The sequence below is a fragment of the Aquimarina sp. KJ22-3 genome, assembly GCF_055808215.1.
Window position 1 is genome coordinate 2,783,978 of the sequence record NZ_CM147859.1, and the last position, 16,202, is coordinate 2,800,179.

The window sequence follows — 16,202 nt, forward strand, 5'->3', positions numbered from 1 at the left end:
CTATAAGATATTTCTAGGTGTAAACATATCCCGATAGTATCGTTTTTTGATCCCGTTGGCACATAAAATCCCGGATTGTACGGTGCCTTCCATATATCCAACATTTAATCCAAAGTCTGTCCAATCCCCCGCAAAGAAGAGATTATCATATTCGGTTTCATCAGTCTTGATTCTATACTTATTAGTACCTGGACGCCCTAATACATATTGTTTATCGGGATCATCATTAACCTGAAAAAACTGATCTTCAAACTTTTGTTGTGGTGTTTTGGCATCAGAACAAAGCAGATCAAAATTAAAGGAACCCTCTTGTACAGCATTAGGCCAGAACCATTCCATATGTTTGTCCATCCATTCATCTGTATGGGTTTTTAAACCTTCTATAGTTTCAGTTTTTGATAATTTTGACAAGTTTTCTGGCCATACACCACACCAATATGAGATTTGTTTAGGTGCGTGATCTTTCCAATTTTCCATCTTGTCGAGATAGGACATCGATGTCCAGCTGTATAAATAATCTTCATAGATCACGGTATTCGCATATTGTCCTTTTTCCATACCCCATTGTCCGTGATCAAACCCCAATTCTGTGTCGTTTTGATTCAACCAAAACTGAACATTAAGCGTAGGCGTAGTGGCGATGTTTGTAACCATTTGATTCCATCGCTCTTTTTTGGCAACAATATCTTTTGCAATGTACTTGATAGGTTGTATAGAGGTAGCCAAGATAACAATGTCAAAATCTGCACCAAGCGATAAGGTTTTGGTCCCTACGGGTTTCCAATTATGGGTGCTGGATTCTAGATTGATATGTTGTTTCTTTATTTGTTCTGCTTGTATAGGGTCGATCTGTTCAAAGTCTGGAATAGCTGTCCATTGGTGTACTCCTTTTTGAATCACAAAAGGATTGTATTGATCAATACCTTCCTTTAAATCCACCTGTACATCGATTTTTATTTTTTGAATGTTTTCGTTTTCAGAATAAGCAATATCTCTTACCTGATGGAAATACTCAAATCGCACTCCTCGGTGTTGTAGTACCAGTGCCAATGGAGCCAAAAATGTACCACCAGTTCCAGCGGCAAGATACCACACAAAACATCCTTTGTAACTTTGGATTCTAGTAATCATTTTAATACCGATATCGGCACCTATTTTCCCTTGCTCTACCGTTCCATTACCGCCATAAACATTACCAAAGGTTCCATAATAAATAAAACGTACCACAGAGAACTCCAGCAAATCTTTTGATGCTCCGTGTCTTGTCAACCATTCTCTAAAATCATATTCATTGATTGCATCCCAGGTATACAATTTTGTTTTGGGATCATATACATCACGATATATTCCTTCAATACAAACCATACCCAATTCTATCATCATCAAAACCCGTCGTAAACGCTTTCTTTTACCTTCACAACGTTTTGAGGTTCGTTGCACATATTTCTTTATTGAACGAAACATGCCCACCAATAGACCCACAGATACCGAAGAAGGTTTTCGTTTCTTGTAGCTTACCATTTTGGTGATGATACCTTCCAGGATTTGGATCATTTTCGTAAAGAAACGATGCATTAACCGATTATTCTTTTTATTGTCATCTGTAGTATCTTCTTTTGATATGGTAGTACTAAAGAACAGTTTCTGTAATAGTTGGTACCGTAGTTTTTTCTTACCATTCTTTTTTTCTTGATATGGAGAACCCAATAAAGTCTGTAGTAAAATCCCAAGCCCTTCAACCAGTAAGGTTAAGAAATCGGTCTCGGTCTTTGTACCCGGAGTATACTCATTATTAGGAAAAACCATGGTCCAATTATCCCAGGACTCATTTTGAGGATTATATTCGGTATTGAAGGTGTAAGGATTAGGAATAAAAGCATCTTTCCAGGAAGTGTAAGGGCTATCTGGCGCTAAATTGTATTCCTGAATCTCTTCATAAACTTCTTTAACCATCCGAAAAGCATTGTGATACCAACCCTGAAAAATATGGACTCCTACTTCTTCAATACGACCATGTTTGCCAACACCGGTTGCTGCCTTTCCGCCACATCGCCAACCCATTTGATAAATGGTAATATCATATTTGTCTTTCCAGTTTTCTTCTCGTGTCAATTCAAAAGCAGTGGTTAGTCCTGCAATACCTCCTCCTAAAATGCCTATTTTCTTTTTCATAATACGTTGAAATAAAACGTTTATTGACGATTAATTAATGTGATTGATTAGTTGGTAAATTTTTTCTATCTCTTCATGACCAATGGCCTCTGAGGCAAATTGAAAGAGTTCTTTTTCGTTTTTATCCAATACATATTTATGCACCATATTTTTTAAATAACTCTCAATAAAAAAACCGTTTGCCTTTGCTTGAGTTTCCTGTTCCAAAGGATAGTTTTTGGGATACAATTTTGGTCTACCTGTAATAATTTTGACCGCAGGAAAAATTGGATTTGCTAATAATTTCCCCATTTTACCAAAAGCAAATTCCTTACCTTCAACCATTGCTTGTGCAAAGAGTACACGTATCAATACATCTTTGATGAATTTCTTTTCGTAAACAGATTCGATTTCTACTTCTTTACTGAATTTTATGCAGGCAGCTATTACGCTTCCATTATGGGCTTGATACCAGGTTTGTGGGCTAGGGTGTTGTATGTAATTGAGCCATTTTTTTACAGAATTACAACAAGGAGATCGGTAAGCCCTTGATTCTGTGAGGACACGGGCAAACTCACTATCGTAAATAAGTTGCATATTCATATTACGCCACCAGGTGCTACCTTGGCTATTGGCATCATCTATGGTATTGAGGACACCTCGCTTGATTTCCCACTCGATAAAATCAATTTCGGATTGACCATATCCATACTTAGCGAGTTTGGAAAATCCATATTTTTCATAAAAAGCTTTTCGTAAGCTCAGTCTCCCTTCGGGACAATTTTCTACTTTTTGACAACGTTCATCTACTTGTTTCTTGAGTAGTGATAAAGAATTCATACGATGATTTATAATTATCATTAAAGATCTATACGTTGTATTCCAATCGACCCTTTTTTCTTGAATTCTTCTTTAAAGTTACATGCTTTACTAATGAATAAGCATGTTTTTTGGATTATTTTTTTACTAATTCGTGTATCCGTAAAAGTAATACGTTAAGATTGAGGATATAGTATTTTTGTCCTTGATATATTTAGAAAATCAAAGAAGTGCAAATTAGCTTATATTAGAGCTGAAAATATAACCACAACTGTACAAATATGATCGTTACCAAAGGAATTAGTGTATTTAAATTATTGAAGTGGACAGCACACCACATTATTTGGTTAACCTTGTTTATGGGATCGATTGCTGCCTTATATTATTTTGAGATTATTACATTCAGCATTCCCTGGTTACCGGTATCTGTAATAGGTACTGCAGTTGCTTTTTATGTAGGTTTTAAAAACAATCAGGCCTATGATCGTATGTGGGAAGCCCGAAAGATATGGGGAGGCATTGTAAATGATAGTCGTACCTGGGGAATGATGGTTGACGGTTTTATATCCAATTTTTTTACAGATAACCAGCTGACAAAAGAAGAAATTCATAAGATCAAACAACGTCTTATCTATCGACATATCGGGTGGTTATACGCGCATAGAAGCCAACTATTGGTGGCTACTCCTTGGGAACATATTAGTCAGGGAGGTTTTACAGCCAGGACCGCTAGAAAATACCAAAAGAAATTTGGGATTGGCTTGGTCGATGATGAAGTTACTCGTAGCGAACTGAAACAATTTTTACCAGAAGAAGAGCACGATCTAAGAGTTCTATATATAAACAAAATAGAACACGTTTAGTGATATATTATATGGACATTATAAATAATATCATTCCTATAATTTTTATCCTTGGTCTGATCCAAGGAATAATCTCTGGCGTTCTGCTAATATATCTAAATCGAAAAACAAATCGCTCAACTATATTTTTAGGTATATTTGTTCTTGCATATTCAATAGATTACTTACATCCAATTTCTAAACTTTTAAATTTTACCGATAATTATACCGTATTAAGCAGTTTGCCATTTGATTTTAGGTGGTTGCTGTTTCCGCTATTTTATCTCTATGTAAGTCAAGTTTCCATATTACCAAAATCAAAAAGTCCGTACTTCTACCTCATTCCGGGCTTCATTACGTTTGTAGTTAACACTCTCACTCATTTTAAAGCTGTAAGTGGTATTGAAAACCTATGGAATTCTACTTGGTTTAATTGGTTATACTATCATGGAAGTACTATCTTTAATATATTCATGGCTATAAAAACAATTCTATTCATAAACAAACATTCTGCTGAAACTGAAAATCAATATTCTTCTACTATAAATAAAGAATTGAAGTGGGCAAAGTTATTTGTTTTATGCGGAATCATCTTTGTACTGGTAATGCATATTCGTCTAATAGTCAAAAATTTTTACTTAGAATTGTTTGAAGCTATAGTCAATGTAAGTTTCTTGTATTGGGTCTCTATACGTGGTATTCGTCAGGTAAATGTTAAATCCTTGGTTCCGAAAGCAGGAACAAATGCAAAAGAAAAGCTGCTTGAAAATACCGATATACTGATAAAACAAAAGACAGATGACGATATAGAGTTAGTAGAAAAAGTAGAACAATATCTTATAGATCAAAAAGAATATTTAAACCCCGACTTGACTATCGCTGATGTTTCAAATCACTTAGGTCAGCACCCCAAACGTGTTTCTCATGCCATTAACATTGTCACCAAAAAGAATTTTAAATCGTATATCAACAGTCACAGAATAGCAGAAGCAAAACGATTGCTTAAAGACAATGCTAACGAAGACTATAGTATTGACGGAATTGGTTTGGAAGTAGGATTTAAAAGCAAAAGTGTTTTTTATAGCGCATTTAAAAAAGAAACTGGACTTACCCCACATAATTTTAAGATTCAAAACTAAGAATTCTCTTTTTTGTCTAATTCAAACAGCTAAAGGGATAATCCAATCGCTTCATTAACGTTCACTAAATAAAACAGTACGGAAATCAGATTTTAGAACTCTTAATATGCTCATTTCTTATCCAAAGGAATGAACTCTATCTACTTTCGCAAAAAATTTAATAAACAAAAAAACGAAAGGAATGAATGTTTTAAGAGTAATTATTTGTCTATTTATTATTATATTATCCTATAGCTGTTCTAGCGATGATGATTCTATAAACCCTACTGACAATAGGGATTTTACGACAAATGCAGCTACTGATTTTTTTATTAACGCTGATGGTACTGTAAACTTAATAGTTACAGGCTCATTTCAGGACGATGGTAATTTTGGCACAGTAGCAAGTAGAGGATTTGTTTATGGAACTATTCCTAATCCCGTAGTTAGTGCGAATAGCACCGCCAATGTAGGTGGAACAAATTCTTCGGCTACTGGATATATTGAAAATTTGACAAGTGGGCTAACCTATTTTATAAGAGGTTATTTTGAAATGAGCGATGGCTCATATTTTTACGGAAATGAAATACAAGCAAGTACTAATGTAGATGCTAGTTCAAGTAGAAGTATGGTTTTAGAAATAGAATCTGAAGCCTTTTTGATTCAGCAGGATTTTATCACGGTTACCCTTAATATTAGTGACGTTGTAAAAGAAATGCCGGTAGAAATAGGTGTTGAATATAGTGTTAACAGTAACTTTAGCAATAGTAGTACAAATAAAGTTAACAATTTTGATGGTGTACACAATCAAGGTAATATCGTAGTTACAAGTTACTCTGCTGTCGCAGAACCCTTGACATCTAACACCCAATACTATTTCAGACCCTATGCTAAATATGCAGATAATGAAATAACTAATGGGGGAACAAGTACTGCGTCATTTACTACAAACTAAATGATACAAATCGCTTATCAACTAACATATTTGAAATAAACTAAGCAGGCGCAAATCACAATGGTTTGCGTCTTTTTAATGTCTATATACTTATTGAAAGCCTGTAAAAATTCATGGCAATTCTTTTCATATACAAGCCAAAAGAACATCAGCTAACAACTAGTTTAATAAATCACAAAATGTTTTTAGATTTCCATCATTCATGTATATGTAAAACGGTAGTTTCTTTCAAATAGTTTTATTGGAAATTGTATGTTCACATACCGTAAAGGCAAATTAAATTTGTTTTTAAATCGTTCTTTTTAACTTAAGTATACAATTAGATGAACACATATAGCTAAAAGGATTTAAAACATTAAAAAAGGGTAATGTAGTTTTAATTAATCCAAACACAACTATCTTTATGATTTGACACCAACTAATTATATGCTCAACCAAATTAGATTTTAAAACCAACTTCAAAATATAGCAAGACTGTTTTCTAGCCAGATTAACAGTCCATAATTTTGAGTATTGGAGAAGATCTGGAAAGAACTATTTTTATATTGCAATTTTTGTACTTTAGAACGATCAAACACACACACTCATGCAACATCTTGTTAAACTCACACTTTGCCTATTTTTATTCATACAATTTTCTAAAGCACAAGATCGAATTACCGGAGAATCTTTTGCTACTCGATCGGTAGTACTAGGTCAAAATGGAATGGTCGCTACAAGCCATCCTTTAGCAACACAAATTGGTCTTGACATCCTAAAAGATGGAGGGAATGCCATTGATGCTGCTATTGCTGCCAATGCAGCTCTTGGTCTTATGGAGCCTACGGGTTGCGGTATCGGAGGAGATCTATTTGCCATTGTTTGGGATGGGAAAACAAAAAAACTATATGGACTAAATGCCAGTGGTCGTTCTCCCAAAAAACTGACATTGGATTATTTTAAGAAACAAAACATGGAGAAAATCCCATCCCATGGTGCCTTACCCATAAGTGTTCCTGGTGCTGTAGATGGATGGTTTGAACTCCACACAAAATTTGGATCCAAACCTATGACCACGATTTTGGCTCCGGCGATAGACTATGCTGAAAAAGGATTTCCCTTAACCGAGCTTATCGCATGGTATATGCAACGTAGTATTCCTTTCTTTCAGTCCAAAGGATTCCCTAATATCGAAGATACCTATATCGCACAAAACGGAGGTAAACTTCCTAACGAAGGTGAAATTTATAAAAACCATTATTTGGCAAATACATATAAAAAGATTGCTGAAGGTGGGCGAGATGCGTTCTACAAAGGAGACATTGCCAAGACTATTGGAACGTTTATCAAAGAACAAGGCGGATTTCTTTCTACCCAGGATCTGGCAGCACACAAATCACAATGGGTAGAACCTGTTTCTATTAATTATAGAGGATATGATGTTTGGGAATTGCCACCAAACGGACAAGGGATTGCTGCGCTTCAAATGCTAAAGATTTTGGAAGGTTATGATTTTTCTAATATTGAATTTGGTAGTGCAGAGCATCTTCATCTGTTTACAGAAGCCAAGAAACTCGCTTTTGAAGATCGTGCAAAATACTATGCCGATATGGACTTTTTTGATGTTCCTGTTACAGAATTACTATCCGATGGATATGCCAAAGAAAGGAGATCACAAATTGGCAAACGCGCTGGCACCTATAATGCTGGAGAGATTTCTGCTGGTGAAACGATCTATATGACCGTTGCTGATAAAGATGGAACGATGATCTCATTAATTCAAAGTAATTATAGAGGTATGGGTTCTGGTATGGCACCTCCAAAACTAGGTTTTATGTTACAAGATAGGGGAGAGCTGTTTAGTTTAACACCTGGACAGGCCAATACCTACGAACCTGGAAAACGACCATTTCATACCATAATTCCCGCATTTATGACTAAAGATGGGAAACCATTTTTGAGCTTTGGAGTGATGGGAGGAGATTTTCAACCTATGGGACATACTCAAATTGTGATGAATCTTGTTGATTTTGGAATGAACATTCAGGAAGCAGGTGATGCTCCTAGATGGGATCATACTGGTGGAGCAAGCCCTATGGGAGCTACTACAGTAAATTCGGGTACTATACGAACAGAGTCTGGAATTCCATATACAACCATTAGAGGACTTATGGACAAAGGGCACAGAATTGGAACTGCCAGAGGAATTTATGGGGGTTACCAAGCAATTCTTTGGGATGACGAAAACAAGGTTTATCATGGAGCTTCAGAAAGTCGAAAAGACGGACAAGCCGCTGGTTATTAAGTCTATTATAAATTTATTATATAAAAAAAGGGCGATTTGATCGCCCTTTTCATATTTGGATATATATCAAATGCTGAGTTCTTCTCTATTTATAGGTTAGATCTGTTGCTTTTATGTCCTTGCTCCACAGTTCTTTTCCGTTTTTATCAAATATTTTGATGTTAAGTACTCTATCTTTTCTAGGTCCACTTACGTTCAATATTCCAAAATTATGTTGCCCCACAATAGTCTCTTCCAGCTTATATACATTCAGTTTTTCTCTATTGTTATTAGACCCTGCGGTTAAGGAAGAACAGGTAAGATCATATAAAGGATATACTGAAGTACTTTCTTGCAAGCGACTTAATGCTGTATGATGTCTATCTCCATCCAAAAAGATAACCCCTTCAATTTTGGCTTCTCTGATTTTGTCTAAGAAGTATTGTTTTTCTTCCGGAAAAATTGAATAGTTCTCATACATCGCCTCCGAGTTTAGTACCTGTCCGCCAACAGCAACAAACTTAAACGGAGCATTACTGGATGCCAGGGCATTGATTAGCCAATCAATTTGTGTTTTACCTAACATTTCTCGTTTCCCGGTAAAATTATTGTTTGATGTTCTGAAATAACGATTATCCAGTAAGAAAAACTGCAAATCTGCCCATTGGAAAGTACCCGTAATTCCTCCTTTATTGATAACATCATAATTAGGATTCCCCCAAAAGAGTTTAAATATTTCTGAAGCTGTTTCCTTGCCCCAAAAACCACTATCCGCATTGTTAGGCCCATAATCATGATCATCCCAAATAGCATAGTGATGTGTCGAAGCCAATAATGGTTGTAGTTCTGGTAAAGAACGAGTATGAGTATATCGGTGTAAAAAACCTGTACGAGAATTCCAATCTACTTCTCTCAGATAAGTATTATCACCTAACCAAAGCATAAAATCAGGTCTCTTTTCATGAATGGATTTAAAAATATCAAAATCACTTCCATAAGGTTTTCCAGGACGATCAAACTGCTCTTCATTTACATAATTACAGCTTCCTATAGCAAAACTTACTTCTGGCGGATCGGTTCTCCATTGCCATAGGGTTTGCGACTCGAATTCCATAGGGTAGTCCCTTTCAATTTTGGTCCCATCAACAAATACTTCATAAGTATATTTTTTACCTGGTAATACCTGATTCGCAATTAACTTTGCTACAAAGCCATTTTGCACTTCAGTGATGTGTTTTTCAGTTTTGAAACGCTGATTTGGATTTTCTTTTTCAAAATATTCAAAATGTACTTCAGCTGCTTTGGTGGTTTGAATCCAAAGTAATACTTCACGCATTGTAGAATAGCCCACCATAGGTCCGGATTGTACCATATCTTGTGCTGATGTGATATATCCAGTAATCAAAAACAAACTAACAAAAAGGAGTTTCTTCTTCATAAAAATTAAGAGATTAAATAAGGAGGGTAAATATACAAGGACTTCAGGAGTTAATGTTTCTAAAACCTCAATAAACTATTACTTTTTGTTTATTATAATTTAAAAATAGTTCCGAAAAATTACCAATAAAAAAGAACTATCCAACTCCATGCTTCTTTTTAAATTCGGTAGGAGTCATGCTGGTGTTTTTTCGAAAAGCAGTATAGAATGCTGCTTTACTGTTGAATCCTACATCCAAAGCAATAGCAAAAATGGTATTGGGTTTAGGGACAAGCAACATAGGTTTAGCGGCTTCGATACGATAATCATTGATGTAATCAGAAAATCCAGAATTAGCATTCTCATTAATCGCCTGTGAGATATGGTGTATCGATGTATCCAATCGAGCCGCCAAGGTATTGAGCTTGATATCATAATCAAGGTATAGTTCTTCACTGCTAACCAAGGTTTCGATTTTCTGAAAAAGTACAGAAGAATCAGTTAACGAAGATTTAGCGTATTTTTTCTTTACTCCCTCGGTTAGATCATTAAATGCTCCTGTAAATACAAAAACAGGGAAATGCATGATAGAATACGCCAAAACGAAAAAGAAAATTGCCAACAACAATGTTTCGGTCTTCACATAAAACTCAAGAGTATCCAGAGTTTCAGTTTGTAGTAAAGTATTTATTGCGCTTATAATTTGTAGAAGAACACATAACCAGATCAACAATTTCACCCATTTGTAATTGAGTTCTTCAGACTTCTTTAAATCTACAAAAATTGGGGTATGATGAAGTCGAATATACGCTAGAACCAATAAGACAATATTAACCGCAGTAGCAATTACATATTCAATTTGAATCCAAAACCAAATACAATATGTACTACTATTAGTAATGATATCATTTACCGAAGTATATTCTAGAGTAGGGAGGAAGAGTGCCCATCGAATCAGGCTGTATCCCAATACAAAAAGGACCATCTTTTTTATAGGGAAAAACGATTTGGTCAATAGTAAAATAAAAACATAGAATAGCGGACCAGTAAGATGATACAACATATAAGCGCCTCCTGTATACATGTTATCAATACCGATTTTCAGTATCAAATAATAATCAAAAGACGTATACACATATAGAAACACCAAAACACCCAAAATATACCGTATGCGTTTGTCGCTACCCAAACCCGATTTACGGGATAGGATAAAAATCCCCAAAAGCAAACCTAAGATGAAGCTTAACAATGGTGATATATCTAAAAGATTCATGAGTTTGAGGTATTGTTATCCTACAAAAACAAAAGTATTTCTTTTCATGCTTTTGTATAAATCATCCACATAAAAAAAGCAGAAAAACTTTGTCCAGATTTATCGGGAGCAACACTATAACTGATCTCGCAAAGTAATTTTGCACAAATCATCAATACAAAAATCTGGACTTTATGAGTTTTGCAAAATTAATATCATTATTTGAAGAAACGGGTATCATGACTTTTATCGGTTATTTTTTCTTGTTTAATCTTGTACTAATTACTTCTGAAATCATTTGGGACTTGATCACTGCCAAAAAAAGACGATGGAACGACACACTAGCCAATATTTCAATTTTTGTGATGAACCAACTTCTAGAAAAGACCATCCTGGGATCATTAGGGATGATCTTTTTGATACCAATCTCGATGTTGTCAATCTATCAAATACCTTTAAATATATATACCTGGATAGTCGCTTTTTTTGTAGCAGATTTCACTTATTATTGGATGCATCGGTTAGAACACGAACATAGAATTTTGTGGGCTAGTCATAGCGTGCATCACTCTTCACAGGATTACAATCTTACTATTTCTATGCGATTGAGTATTGTAGAAGGATTGTTTGAGTGGATGTTTTTGATCCCTATGGTATTGGTTGGGTTTTCTCCGTTTCAAGCAATCATTGGGCTTGTATTGGTAGCTCAGTTTCAAACCTGGATTCATACCGAAAAGATTGGTAAACTGGGGTGGTTGGATGAAGTTTTTAACACGCCTTCTGTACATCGTGTACATCATGGATCCAATAACAAGTATCTGGACAAAAATTATGGTGGTTTTTTGATCGTTTGGGACAAGCTGTTTGGTACTTATCAGCGAGAAGAAGAGAAGGTAGTCTACGGTTTAACCAAAAATATAGAAACCAATAATCCTATTACCATCAATTTTATCGAATATAAAAACATCTGGAAAGAAGTAAAACGTTGCAAAACTCTAAAAGATAAACTAAAGATCATTTTTGGGAATTTGATATGGAAACCAGAGTATTTTGAGAAAGAGGAACAGGGGCAATGAGACAGTAAATCATTAAAAATAAATATGATATGTGTTTTTAAAATTTTATATTCCACTGTATATGGATTTTGAGAGATATTAACTTTCGATAGAAAAATGAATCAAATTTCGATAATAGAAGGGATTATCATAGGTGCCGTTGGTGGTGCTATAGCTGGTGCTTTTCTTTGGGTATTAAATGAAATCAAAATATGGGTTGTAAGGAACAGAGATACCAAAAAAGTAGTACACTGGTTAACAGAAAATACAGCCCCAAATTCCAAAACAAATCAAAAATGGAGATCTACAAGAGCTATTGCAAGTCATAATAATCTTACCGAAGAACGAGTTCGATATATTGCCAGCTATTCCAACAGTATAGTACTAGATACCTCAGAAGCGAATCGAAATGAAGAAATGTGGGGGATTAAAAGTAATGTGCGTCCTAATAAAAATAAAAGATGAAGGTTTTATCCATCCTATTCATGATTCTAGGAATAATGCTGTTCTTTTTTGGGGTTCTCTTTAAGATACTGCATTGGCCTGGTATTTATTATTTACTTATTTCGGGTCCTATACTTTTTATCCTTGGTTTTGCTTGGACTTTGAAGAACAATAAAGTCTAAACATGAAATAACTTATCAAGTACAAACTTTATTTATTAGCTTTATGTAAACAAACTTTCATATGTGAATCCTTTGTTACGACACTATATCAATACACTAACCAACTAACCCTTCTTTACGCATCCGTATGAAAAAATACATTGATTTACATTGTCATTCCTGCTTAAAACCATATAGTAAAAGCTTTAAAGTAAGTAGCCAGGGAGGTCAGAACTCCACAAATACAAAAAGAGCACACAGCATTTGGCATCAAAAAAAACCTAACTTCCTAGACAAAGTTGCAAACTCTATACTATCGGTTACTAAATTTACGCAGGCTGATTTTACTACTTCCTATGACGGAGATGTAGGACTTATTATAGTTTCCATAGATCCTATGGAAAAAGAATTAATTCTTAGCAAAAGAAGAAAACCACAAACCTTTTTAGGTCGGATATTAAAAAACTTCATCATTGGGATCGGTTTACCGCGTATTGCTTTTCTCACCAATGATCTCAAAGACGATTATTACAGTGACCTTTTGAAAACCAAAAGGTATATGGAACAACTAAACAATGATGTGTTAAATTCTAAAAAATACAAGATCCTTACCGAAATGCCTGAAGGGGATTTGGATGAAGATACGCTACATATCATCTACAGTATCGAAGGAGGACATGTATTTAACACCAATCTTCCTGGAGTTATGGATCGGGTAGAAGACATCAAAACTTGGGAGGCTCCTCCTTGTTGGATATCCCTAGCACATCACTTTAGAAACGGATTATGTGGCCAAGCGCAAAGTTTTAAAGGGTTCTTTCCAGAATTGGCATATAAACAGTATTTGGACCCTGCTTTGGGGCTTACGAACCTGGGAGAAGAGGTAGCACGTAAACTTCTTGAGCAATCTGGGAATTCAAGAAGGATACTAATAGATGTGAAACATATGAACCTTAAAGCTCGTAATAAGTATTATGAAATTGCTGATGAACTACAGGTACCTATTGTGGTAAGTCATGGTGCTTTGACTTTTAGAAATAGTGATACTCATGATACAGAGATCAACTTTTATAATGATGAGCTCATAAAAATTGCAAAATCTGGTGGGGTTTTTGGAGTGCAACTAGATGCCAGACGCCTAAAATATGTAAAAGATCTACCCACAGAGTCAGAACCTCCTAAATTTGATCGCAATAGGGCTTTTAGAAAAGAATGGAAAAGAGTTACCGGTCAACGTTTTAAGAAAAAACGCTATAAAAGAGCCTATTATATCTGGAAACAAATTAGTCATTTTGCTGAATTACTAGACCAAGACCCTGGTTTTGAAGGCAGAATATGGGATTTTCAATGTATTGGATCTGACTTTGATGGGATTGTAGATCCTCTTGATGGATTTTGGACCCATAACCAGTTCGATAATATGCTTCATTACATCAGACTAAATGTTCAACAATACATCCTACAAGGGCGTTATAATTCGTTAAAACCAAATAATCAAAAAACTGAAGATGAGATTATTGATGGTTTTATTTATAAAAATGCAGAACGTTTTTTCAGAGAACATTATGCCAGAAACTAGATATCAAATTAGGCACATATTCTTATTCTCTTAAAATAAGATCAAACTTGATTAGCGAATTATTAATCGTTGCTTTTACCAACTCTTCATTTTTGTAGAAATACCTATTTTTCTTGCCATTATGTAAGGTAAGTTCGTAAATGCCGTTATCAATTTTGGTTAGCTGTCCATTTTTTATAGTGTATTCTGAAAACACTTTTTTAACTCCTAAAGGTTCGTCAAAGAAAAGCCGTATTCCACTATAAGTTATCTCTTCTTCTAATTTTTGTGGCTTTTTGTTTTTGATCGTCAATATATAAGAAGAATTCTGCCATTTCATTTGAGAGGAATGATGAGACCTTTCATTGATAATATTGTCGACATTGGCAGATAATAATCGACTATTATCATAAGTTGCTTTGATAGTATATTTCATATGAACATTCATCAACAATTTTACTTTCATATCTACATGATAATAGTATACCAAATGTTCTCCTTGCTTCGATTTTGATACCTGGAGTACACCTAACGTATCTTTTTTAGATATGATATCGTAGGTGTGGTTTTGCGCAACAATAGACCAACTAAGTAATACGGCAAATAGGAAAGGATACGTTCTTTGGAACATTATATGAAACTAAGTTACTAATCGACTGACTTAAATAATAACTGATGAAGTTTTGTGAGTAAGATTAATTCTGATTTATTTCTTTTTGAAAAAGAGGTAGCAATACCATCTGCAGCTTCCATTATTTTAAGGCATAAATCTTTTGAAAAACCCTCTGATTGAGACTGATAGTATGTCGTAAAAACGGAAAAAGCATTATCTGATGTTTCTTGTTTTTGGATGAGCTCACGCATAGTCTCATATATCACTTCTTTACCATCGTTTTTGTCAAACGAATGTGACCAATATTTTTCTACATACGCTACTATTTGTCGCTTTTCTTCAATCACCATTTTCCTATCTGCCATAGCTACAGCATAGAAGAGATGAGCCAACTTTTTATGAAAAGTATTCGAGTGAATTCCTTGTGTTTCCATAATGCCAATTTACGATTAAAAAGTGGGTTATGGACGGATATTCTTTGTTCAATGTTAAATAAGAAACCTATTTCGGCGTAACAAATTCATACTTTCTCAAAATCTCTAAACTTACATATTGGAGCGCTTTCTCGTGAGTAGCTTCTAGAAGTATATTAGGCGCTTTACCAACTCTTTCTGCCTCTAACCATCTTGAAACGCATAGACACCACTTATCCCCAGGAGATAGTCCCGGAAAATTCCAGTAGGGAAGTGGTGTAGAAAGATCATTTCCTTTGGACTTCGTATATTCCAAAAAATCTTCATTAACTATTGCGCAAACCACATGAGTTCCAGTATCTTCTTGTATTGTTCTACAAAATCCATCTCTAAAATATCCCGTCATTGGTGCATAACAACAAGGTTCTAAGGGTGTTCCCAAAACATTAAGTTCGTGATCCATTAATCATCTTTTTGTTTTCTGAAATTTAAATAATATCTAAGTCCTTGAATAAATATTAGATAATATTTAACCCTTGTTGTACCAAATAACAAGGGTTAAATGATGTAAATTGTACGGTATGAAGAATATGAAACCAGATTGGCTACAAAAAGCACGTGAAAAATGGGACTATACCGGTACCAAAAGACCTCCATTTGCGATAGCACCAAAAAAAGGGCAACGTTCTGTTTGGGATTTTCCGCGACCTCCGATAATTGAAAAAGTAAATAAGTCCATATTGATTCATCATGATGATATCAAAATTGCCAATACCAATAACGCTTTAGCTGTTTTGGAGACAGCAAGTCCTCCAACATACTATATCCCAAAGATTGATGTTAACATGCATATGCTTGCCGAAATGCCTAATAAAAACTCCTTGTGCGAATGGAAGGGTAGTGCAACTTATTACTCTTTAAAATCCAATAATGAACCCATAGCATGGTCCTATCCTAATCCCTTTACTGAATTCTCTGCATTAAAAGATCATATCGCTTTCTACCCCCAGCATTTAGAATGTTATGTCGATGCACAACGGGTTAAACCTCAATCGAGCTCATTTTATGCAGGATGGATTACTCCAGATTTGGTAGGCCCATTTAAAGGAGACCCGGGAACTGGCCATTGGTAGTTATCAAA

The 16,202-nt window shown here is 35.0% G+C and carries 15 protein-coding genes; 8 read left to right on the forward strand and 7 right to left on the reverse strand.

Translation table 11 applies throughout. From position 1 onward, the window contains the following. Complete coding sequence (locus tag AC0L3Q_RS12950; protein ID WP_473279824.1) at positions 1–2,172, reverse strand: NAD(P)-binding protein; 2,172 nt, start codon at positions 2,170–2,172, stop codon at positions 1–3. A gap of 30 nt (positions 2,173–2,202) precedes the next feature. After that, complete coding sequence (locus AC0L3Q_RS12955; RefSeq protein ID WP_473279827.1) at positions 2,203–2,991, reverse strand: hypothetical protein; 789 nt, start codon at positions 2,989–2,991, stop codon at positions 2,203–2,205. A 260-nt stretch (positions 2,992–3,251) separates the two neighbouring features. Between AC0L3Q_RS12955 and AC0L3Q_RS12960 the strand changes: the two genes are divergently transcribed. The 4 genes from AC0L3Q_RS12960 (at position 3,252) to ggt (ending at position 8,169) form a co-directional block, all read left to right on the forward strand. Next, complete coding sequence (locus AC0L3Q_RS12960) at positions 3,252–3,833, forward strand: bestrophin family protein (protein ID WP_473279830.1); 582 nt, start codon at positions 3,252–3,254, stop codon at positions 3,831–3,833. 11 nt (positions 3,834–3,844) lie between these two features. Next, positions 3,845–4,951, forward strand: coding sequence for a helix-turn-helix domain-containing protein (locus AC0L3Q_RS12965; RefSeq protein WP_473279832.1), 1,107 nt, complete (start codon positions 3,845–3,847; stop codon positions 4,949–4,951). A 181-nt stretch (positions 4,952–5,132) separates the two neighbouring features. Further along, complete coding sequence (locus AC0L3Q_RS12970; RefSeq protein ID WP_473279834.1) at positions 5,133–5,885, forward strand: hypothetical protein; 753 nt, start codon at positions 5,133–5,135, stop codon at positions 5,883–5,885. Between the two features lie 586 nt (positions 5,886–6,471). Then, positions 6,472–8,169, forward strand: coding sequence for a gamma-glutamyltransferase (ggt, locus tag AC0L3Q_RS12975; RefSeq protein ID WP_473279836.1), 1,698 nt, complete (start codon positions 6,472–6,474; stop codon positions 8,167–8,169). Between the two features lie 85 nt (positions 8,170–8,254). Here ggt and AC0L3Q_RS12980 read toward each other — a convergent pair whose 3' ends face one another. Both AC0L3Q_RS12980 and AC0L3Q_RS12985 read right to left on the reverse strand, forming a co-directional pair. After that, complete coding sequence (locus AC0L3Q_RS12980; RefSeq protein ID WP_473279838.1) at positions 8,255–9,586, reverse strand: alkaline phosphatase D family protein; 1,332 nt, start codon at positions 9,584–9,586, stop codon at positions 8,255–8,257. 136 nt (positions 9,587–9,722) lie between these two features. Further along, positions 9,723–10,838 carry a helix-turn-helix domain-containing protein gene (locus AC0L3Q_RS12985; RefSeq protein WP_473279840.1) on the reverse strand — a complete coding sequence of 372 codons (1,116 nt, stop codon included), beginning with the start codon at positions 10,836–10,838 and terminating at the stop codon, positions 9,723–9,725. Between the two features lie 173 nt (positions 10,839–11,011). Here AC0L3Q_RS12985 and AC0L3Q_RS12990 point away from each other — a divergent pair, with 173 nt between their 5' ends. The 3 genes from AC0L3Q_RS12990 to AC0L3Q_RS13000 all read left to right on the forward strand — a co-directional run bounded on the left by AC0L3Q_RS12990 (position 11,012) and on the right by AC0L3Q_RS13000 (position 14,056). Continuing rightward, positions 11,012–11,893: a sterol desaturase family protein gene (locus tag AC0L3Q_RS12990; protein ID WP_473279842.1), complete on the forward strand. Its 882-nt coding sequence runs from the start codon at positions 11,012–11,014 to the stop codon at positions 11,891–11,893. A gap of 96 nt (positions 11,894–11,989) precedes the next feature. Further along, a complete protein-coding gene (locus AC0L3Q_RS12995; RefSeq protein ID WP_473279845.1) occupies positions 11,990–12,337 on the forward strand; it encodes a hypothetical protein in 348 nt (115 codons plus the stop codon). A 288-nt stretch (positions 12,338–12,625) separates the two neighbouring features. Next, positions 12,626–14,056 (forward strand): membrane dipeptidase, encoded by a 1,431-nt coding sequence (locus AC0L3Q_RS13000; RefSeq protein WP_473279847.1) that lies wholly within the window; start codon positions 12,626–12,628, stop codon positions 14,054–14,056. A gap of 22 nt (positions 14,057–14,078) precedes the next feature. Here AC0L3Q_RS13000 and AC0L3Q_RS13005 read toward each other — a convergent pair whose 3' ends face one another. The 3 genes from AC0L3Q_RS13005 to AC0L3Q_RS13015 all read right to left on the reverse strand — a co-directional run bounded on the left by AC0L3Q_RS13005 (position 14,079) and on the right by AC0L3Q_RS13015 (position 15,524). Next, positions 14,079–14,666 carry a DUF6134 family protein gene (locus AC0L3Q_RS13005; protein ID WP_473279850.1) on the reverse strand — a complete coding sequence of 196 codons (588 nt, stop codon included), beginning with the start codon at positions 14,664–14,666 and terminating at the stop codon, positions 14,079–14,081. 17 nt (positions 14,667–14,683) lie between these two features. Beyond that, positions 14,684–15,082, reverse strand: coding sequence for a hypothetical protein (locus AC0L3Q_RS13010; RefSeq protein WP_473279852.1), 399 nt, complete (start codon positions 15,080–15,082; stop codon positions 14,684–14,686). 67 nt (positions 15,083–15,149) lie between these two features. After that, positions 15,150–15,524, reverse strand: a complete 375-nt coding sequence (locus AC0L3Q_RS13015) for a DUF2237 family protein (RefSeq protein ID WP_473279854.1) — start codon at positions 15,522–15,524, stop codon at positions 15,150–15,152. Positions 15,525–15,642: 118 nt separating this feature from the next. Here AC0L3Q_RS13015 and AC0L3Q_RS13020 point away from each other — a divergent pair, with 118 nt between their 5' ends. Then, positions 15,643–16,194 (forward strand): DUF427 domain-containing protein, encoded by a 552-nt coding sequence (locus AC0L3Q_RS13020; protein WP_473279856.1) that lies wholly within the window; start codon positions 15,643–15,645, stop codon positions 16,192–16,194. The last annotated feature ends 8 nt before the right edge of the window (positions 16,195–16,202 follow it).

Coding starts and splice junctions, on each gene's coding strand:
- AC0L3Q_RS13020 (WP_473279856.1), top strand. CDS start 15,643: ATGAAGAATATGAAACCAGATTGGCTACAAAAAGCACGTGAAAAATGG.
- AC0L3Q_RS12985 (WP_473279840.1), bottom strand. CDS start 10,838: ATGAATCTTTTAGATATATCACCATTGTTAAGCTTCATCTTAGGTTTG.
- AC0L3Q_RS12955 (WP_473279827.1), bottom strand. CDS start 2,991: ATGAATTCTTTATCACTACTCAAGAAACAAGTAGATGAACGTTGTCAA.
- AC0L3Q_RS12950 (WP_473279824.1), bottom strand. CDS start 2,172: ATGAAAAAGAAAATAGGCATTTTAGGAGGAGGTATTGCAGGACTAACC.
- AC0L3Q_RS12980 (WP_473279838.1), bottom strand. CDS start 9,586: ATGAAGAAGAAACTCCTTTTTGTTAGTTTGTTTTTGATTACTGGATAT.
- ggt (WP_473279836.1), top strand. CDS start 6,472: ATGCAACATCTTGTTAAACTCACACTTTGCCTATTTTTATTCATACAA.
- AC0L3Q_RS13015 (WP_473279854.1), bottom strand. CDS start 15,524: ATGGATCACGAACTTAATGTTTTGGGAACACCCTTAGAACCTTGTTGT.
- AC0L3Q_RS13005 (WP_473279850.1), bottom strand. CDS start 14,666: ATGTTCCAAAGAACGTATCCTTTCCTATTTGCCGTATTACTTAGTTGG.
- AC0L3Q_RS12960 (WP_473279830.1), top strand. CDS start 3,252: ATGATCGTTACCAAAGGAATTAGTGTATTTAAATTATTGAAGTGGACA.
- AC0L3Q_RS12965 (WP_473279832.1), top strand. CDS start 3,845: ATGGACATTATAAATAATATCATTCCTATAATTTTTATCCTTGGTCTG.
- AC0L3Q_RS12990 (WP_473279842.1), top strand. CDS start 11,012: ATGAGTTTTGCAAAATTAATATCATTATTTGAAGAAACGGGTATCATG.
- AC0L3Q_RS13000 (WP_473279847.1), top strand. CDS start 12,626: ATGAAAAAATACATTGATTTACATTGTCATTCCTGCTTAAAACCATAT.
- AC0L3Q_RS13010 (WP_473279852.1), bottom strand. CDS start 15,082: ATGGAAACACAAGGAATTCACTCGAATACTTTTCATAAAAAGTTGGCT.
- AC0L3Q_RS12995 (WP_473279845.1), top strand. CDS start 11,990: ATGAATCAAATTTCGATAATAGAAGGGATTATCATAGGTGCCGTTGGT.
- AC0L3Q_RS12970 (WP_473279834.1), top strand. CDS start 5,133: ATGAATGTTTTAAGAGTAATTATTTGTCTATTTATTATTATATTATCC.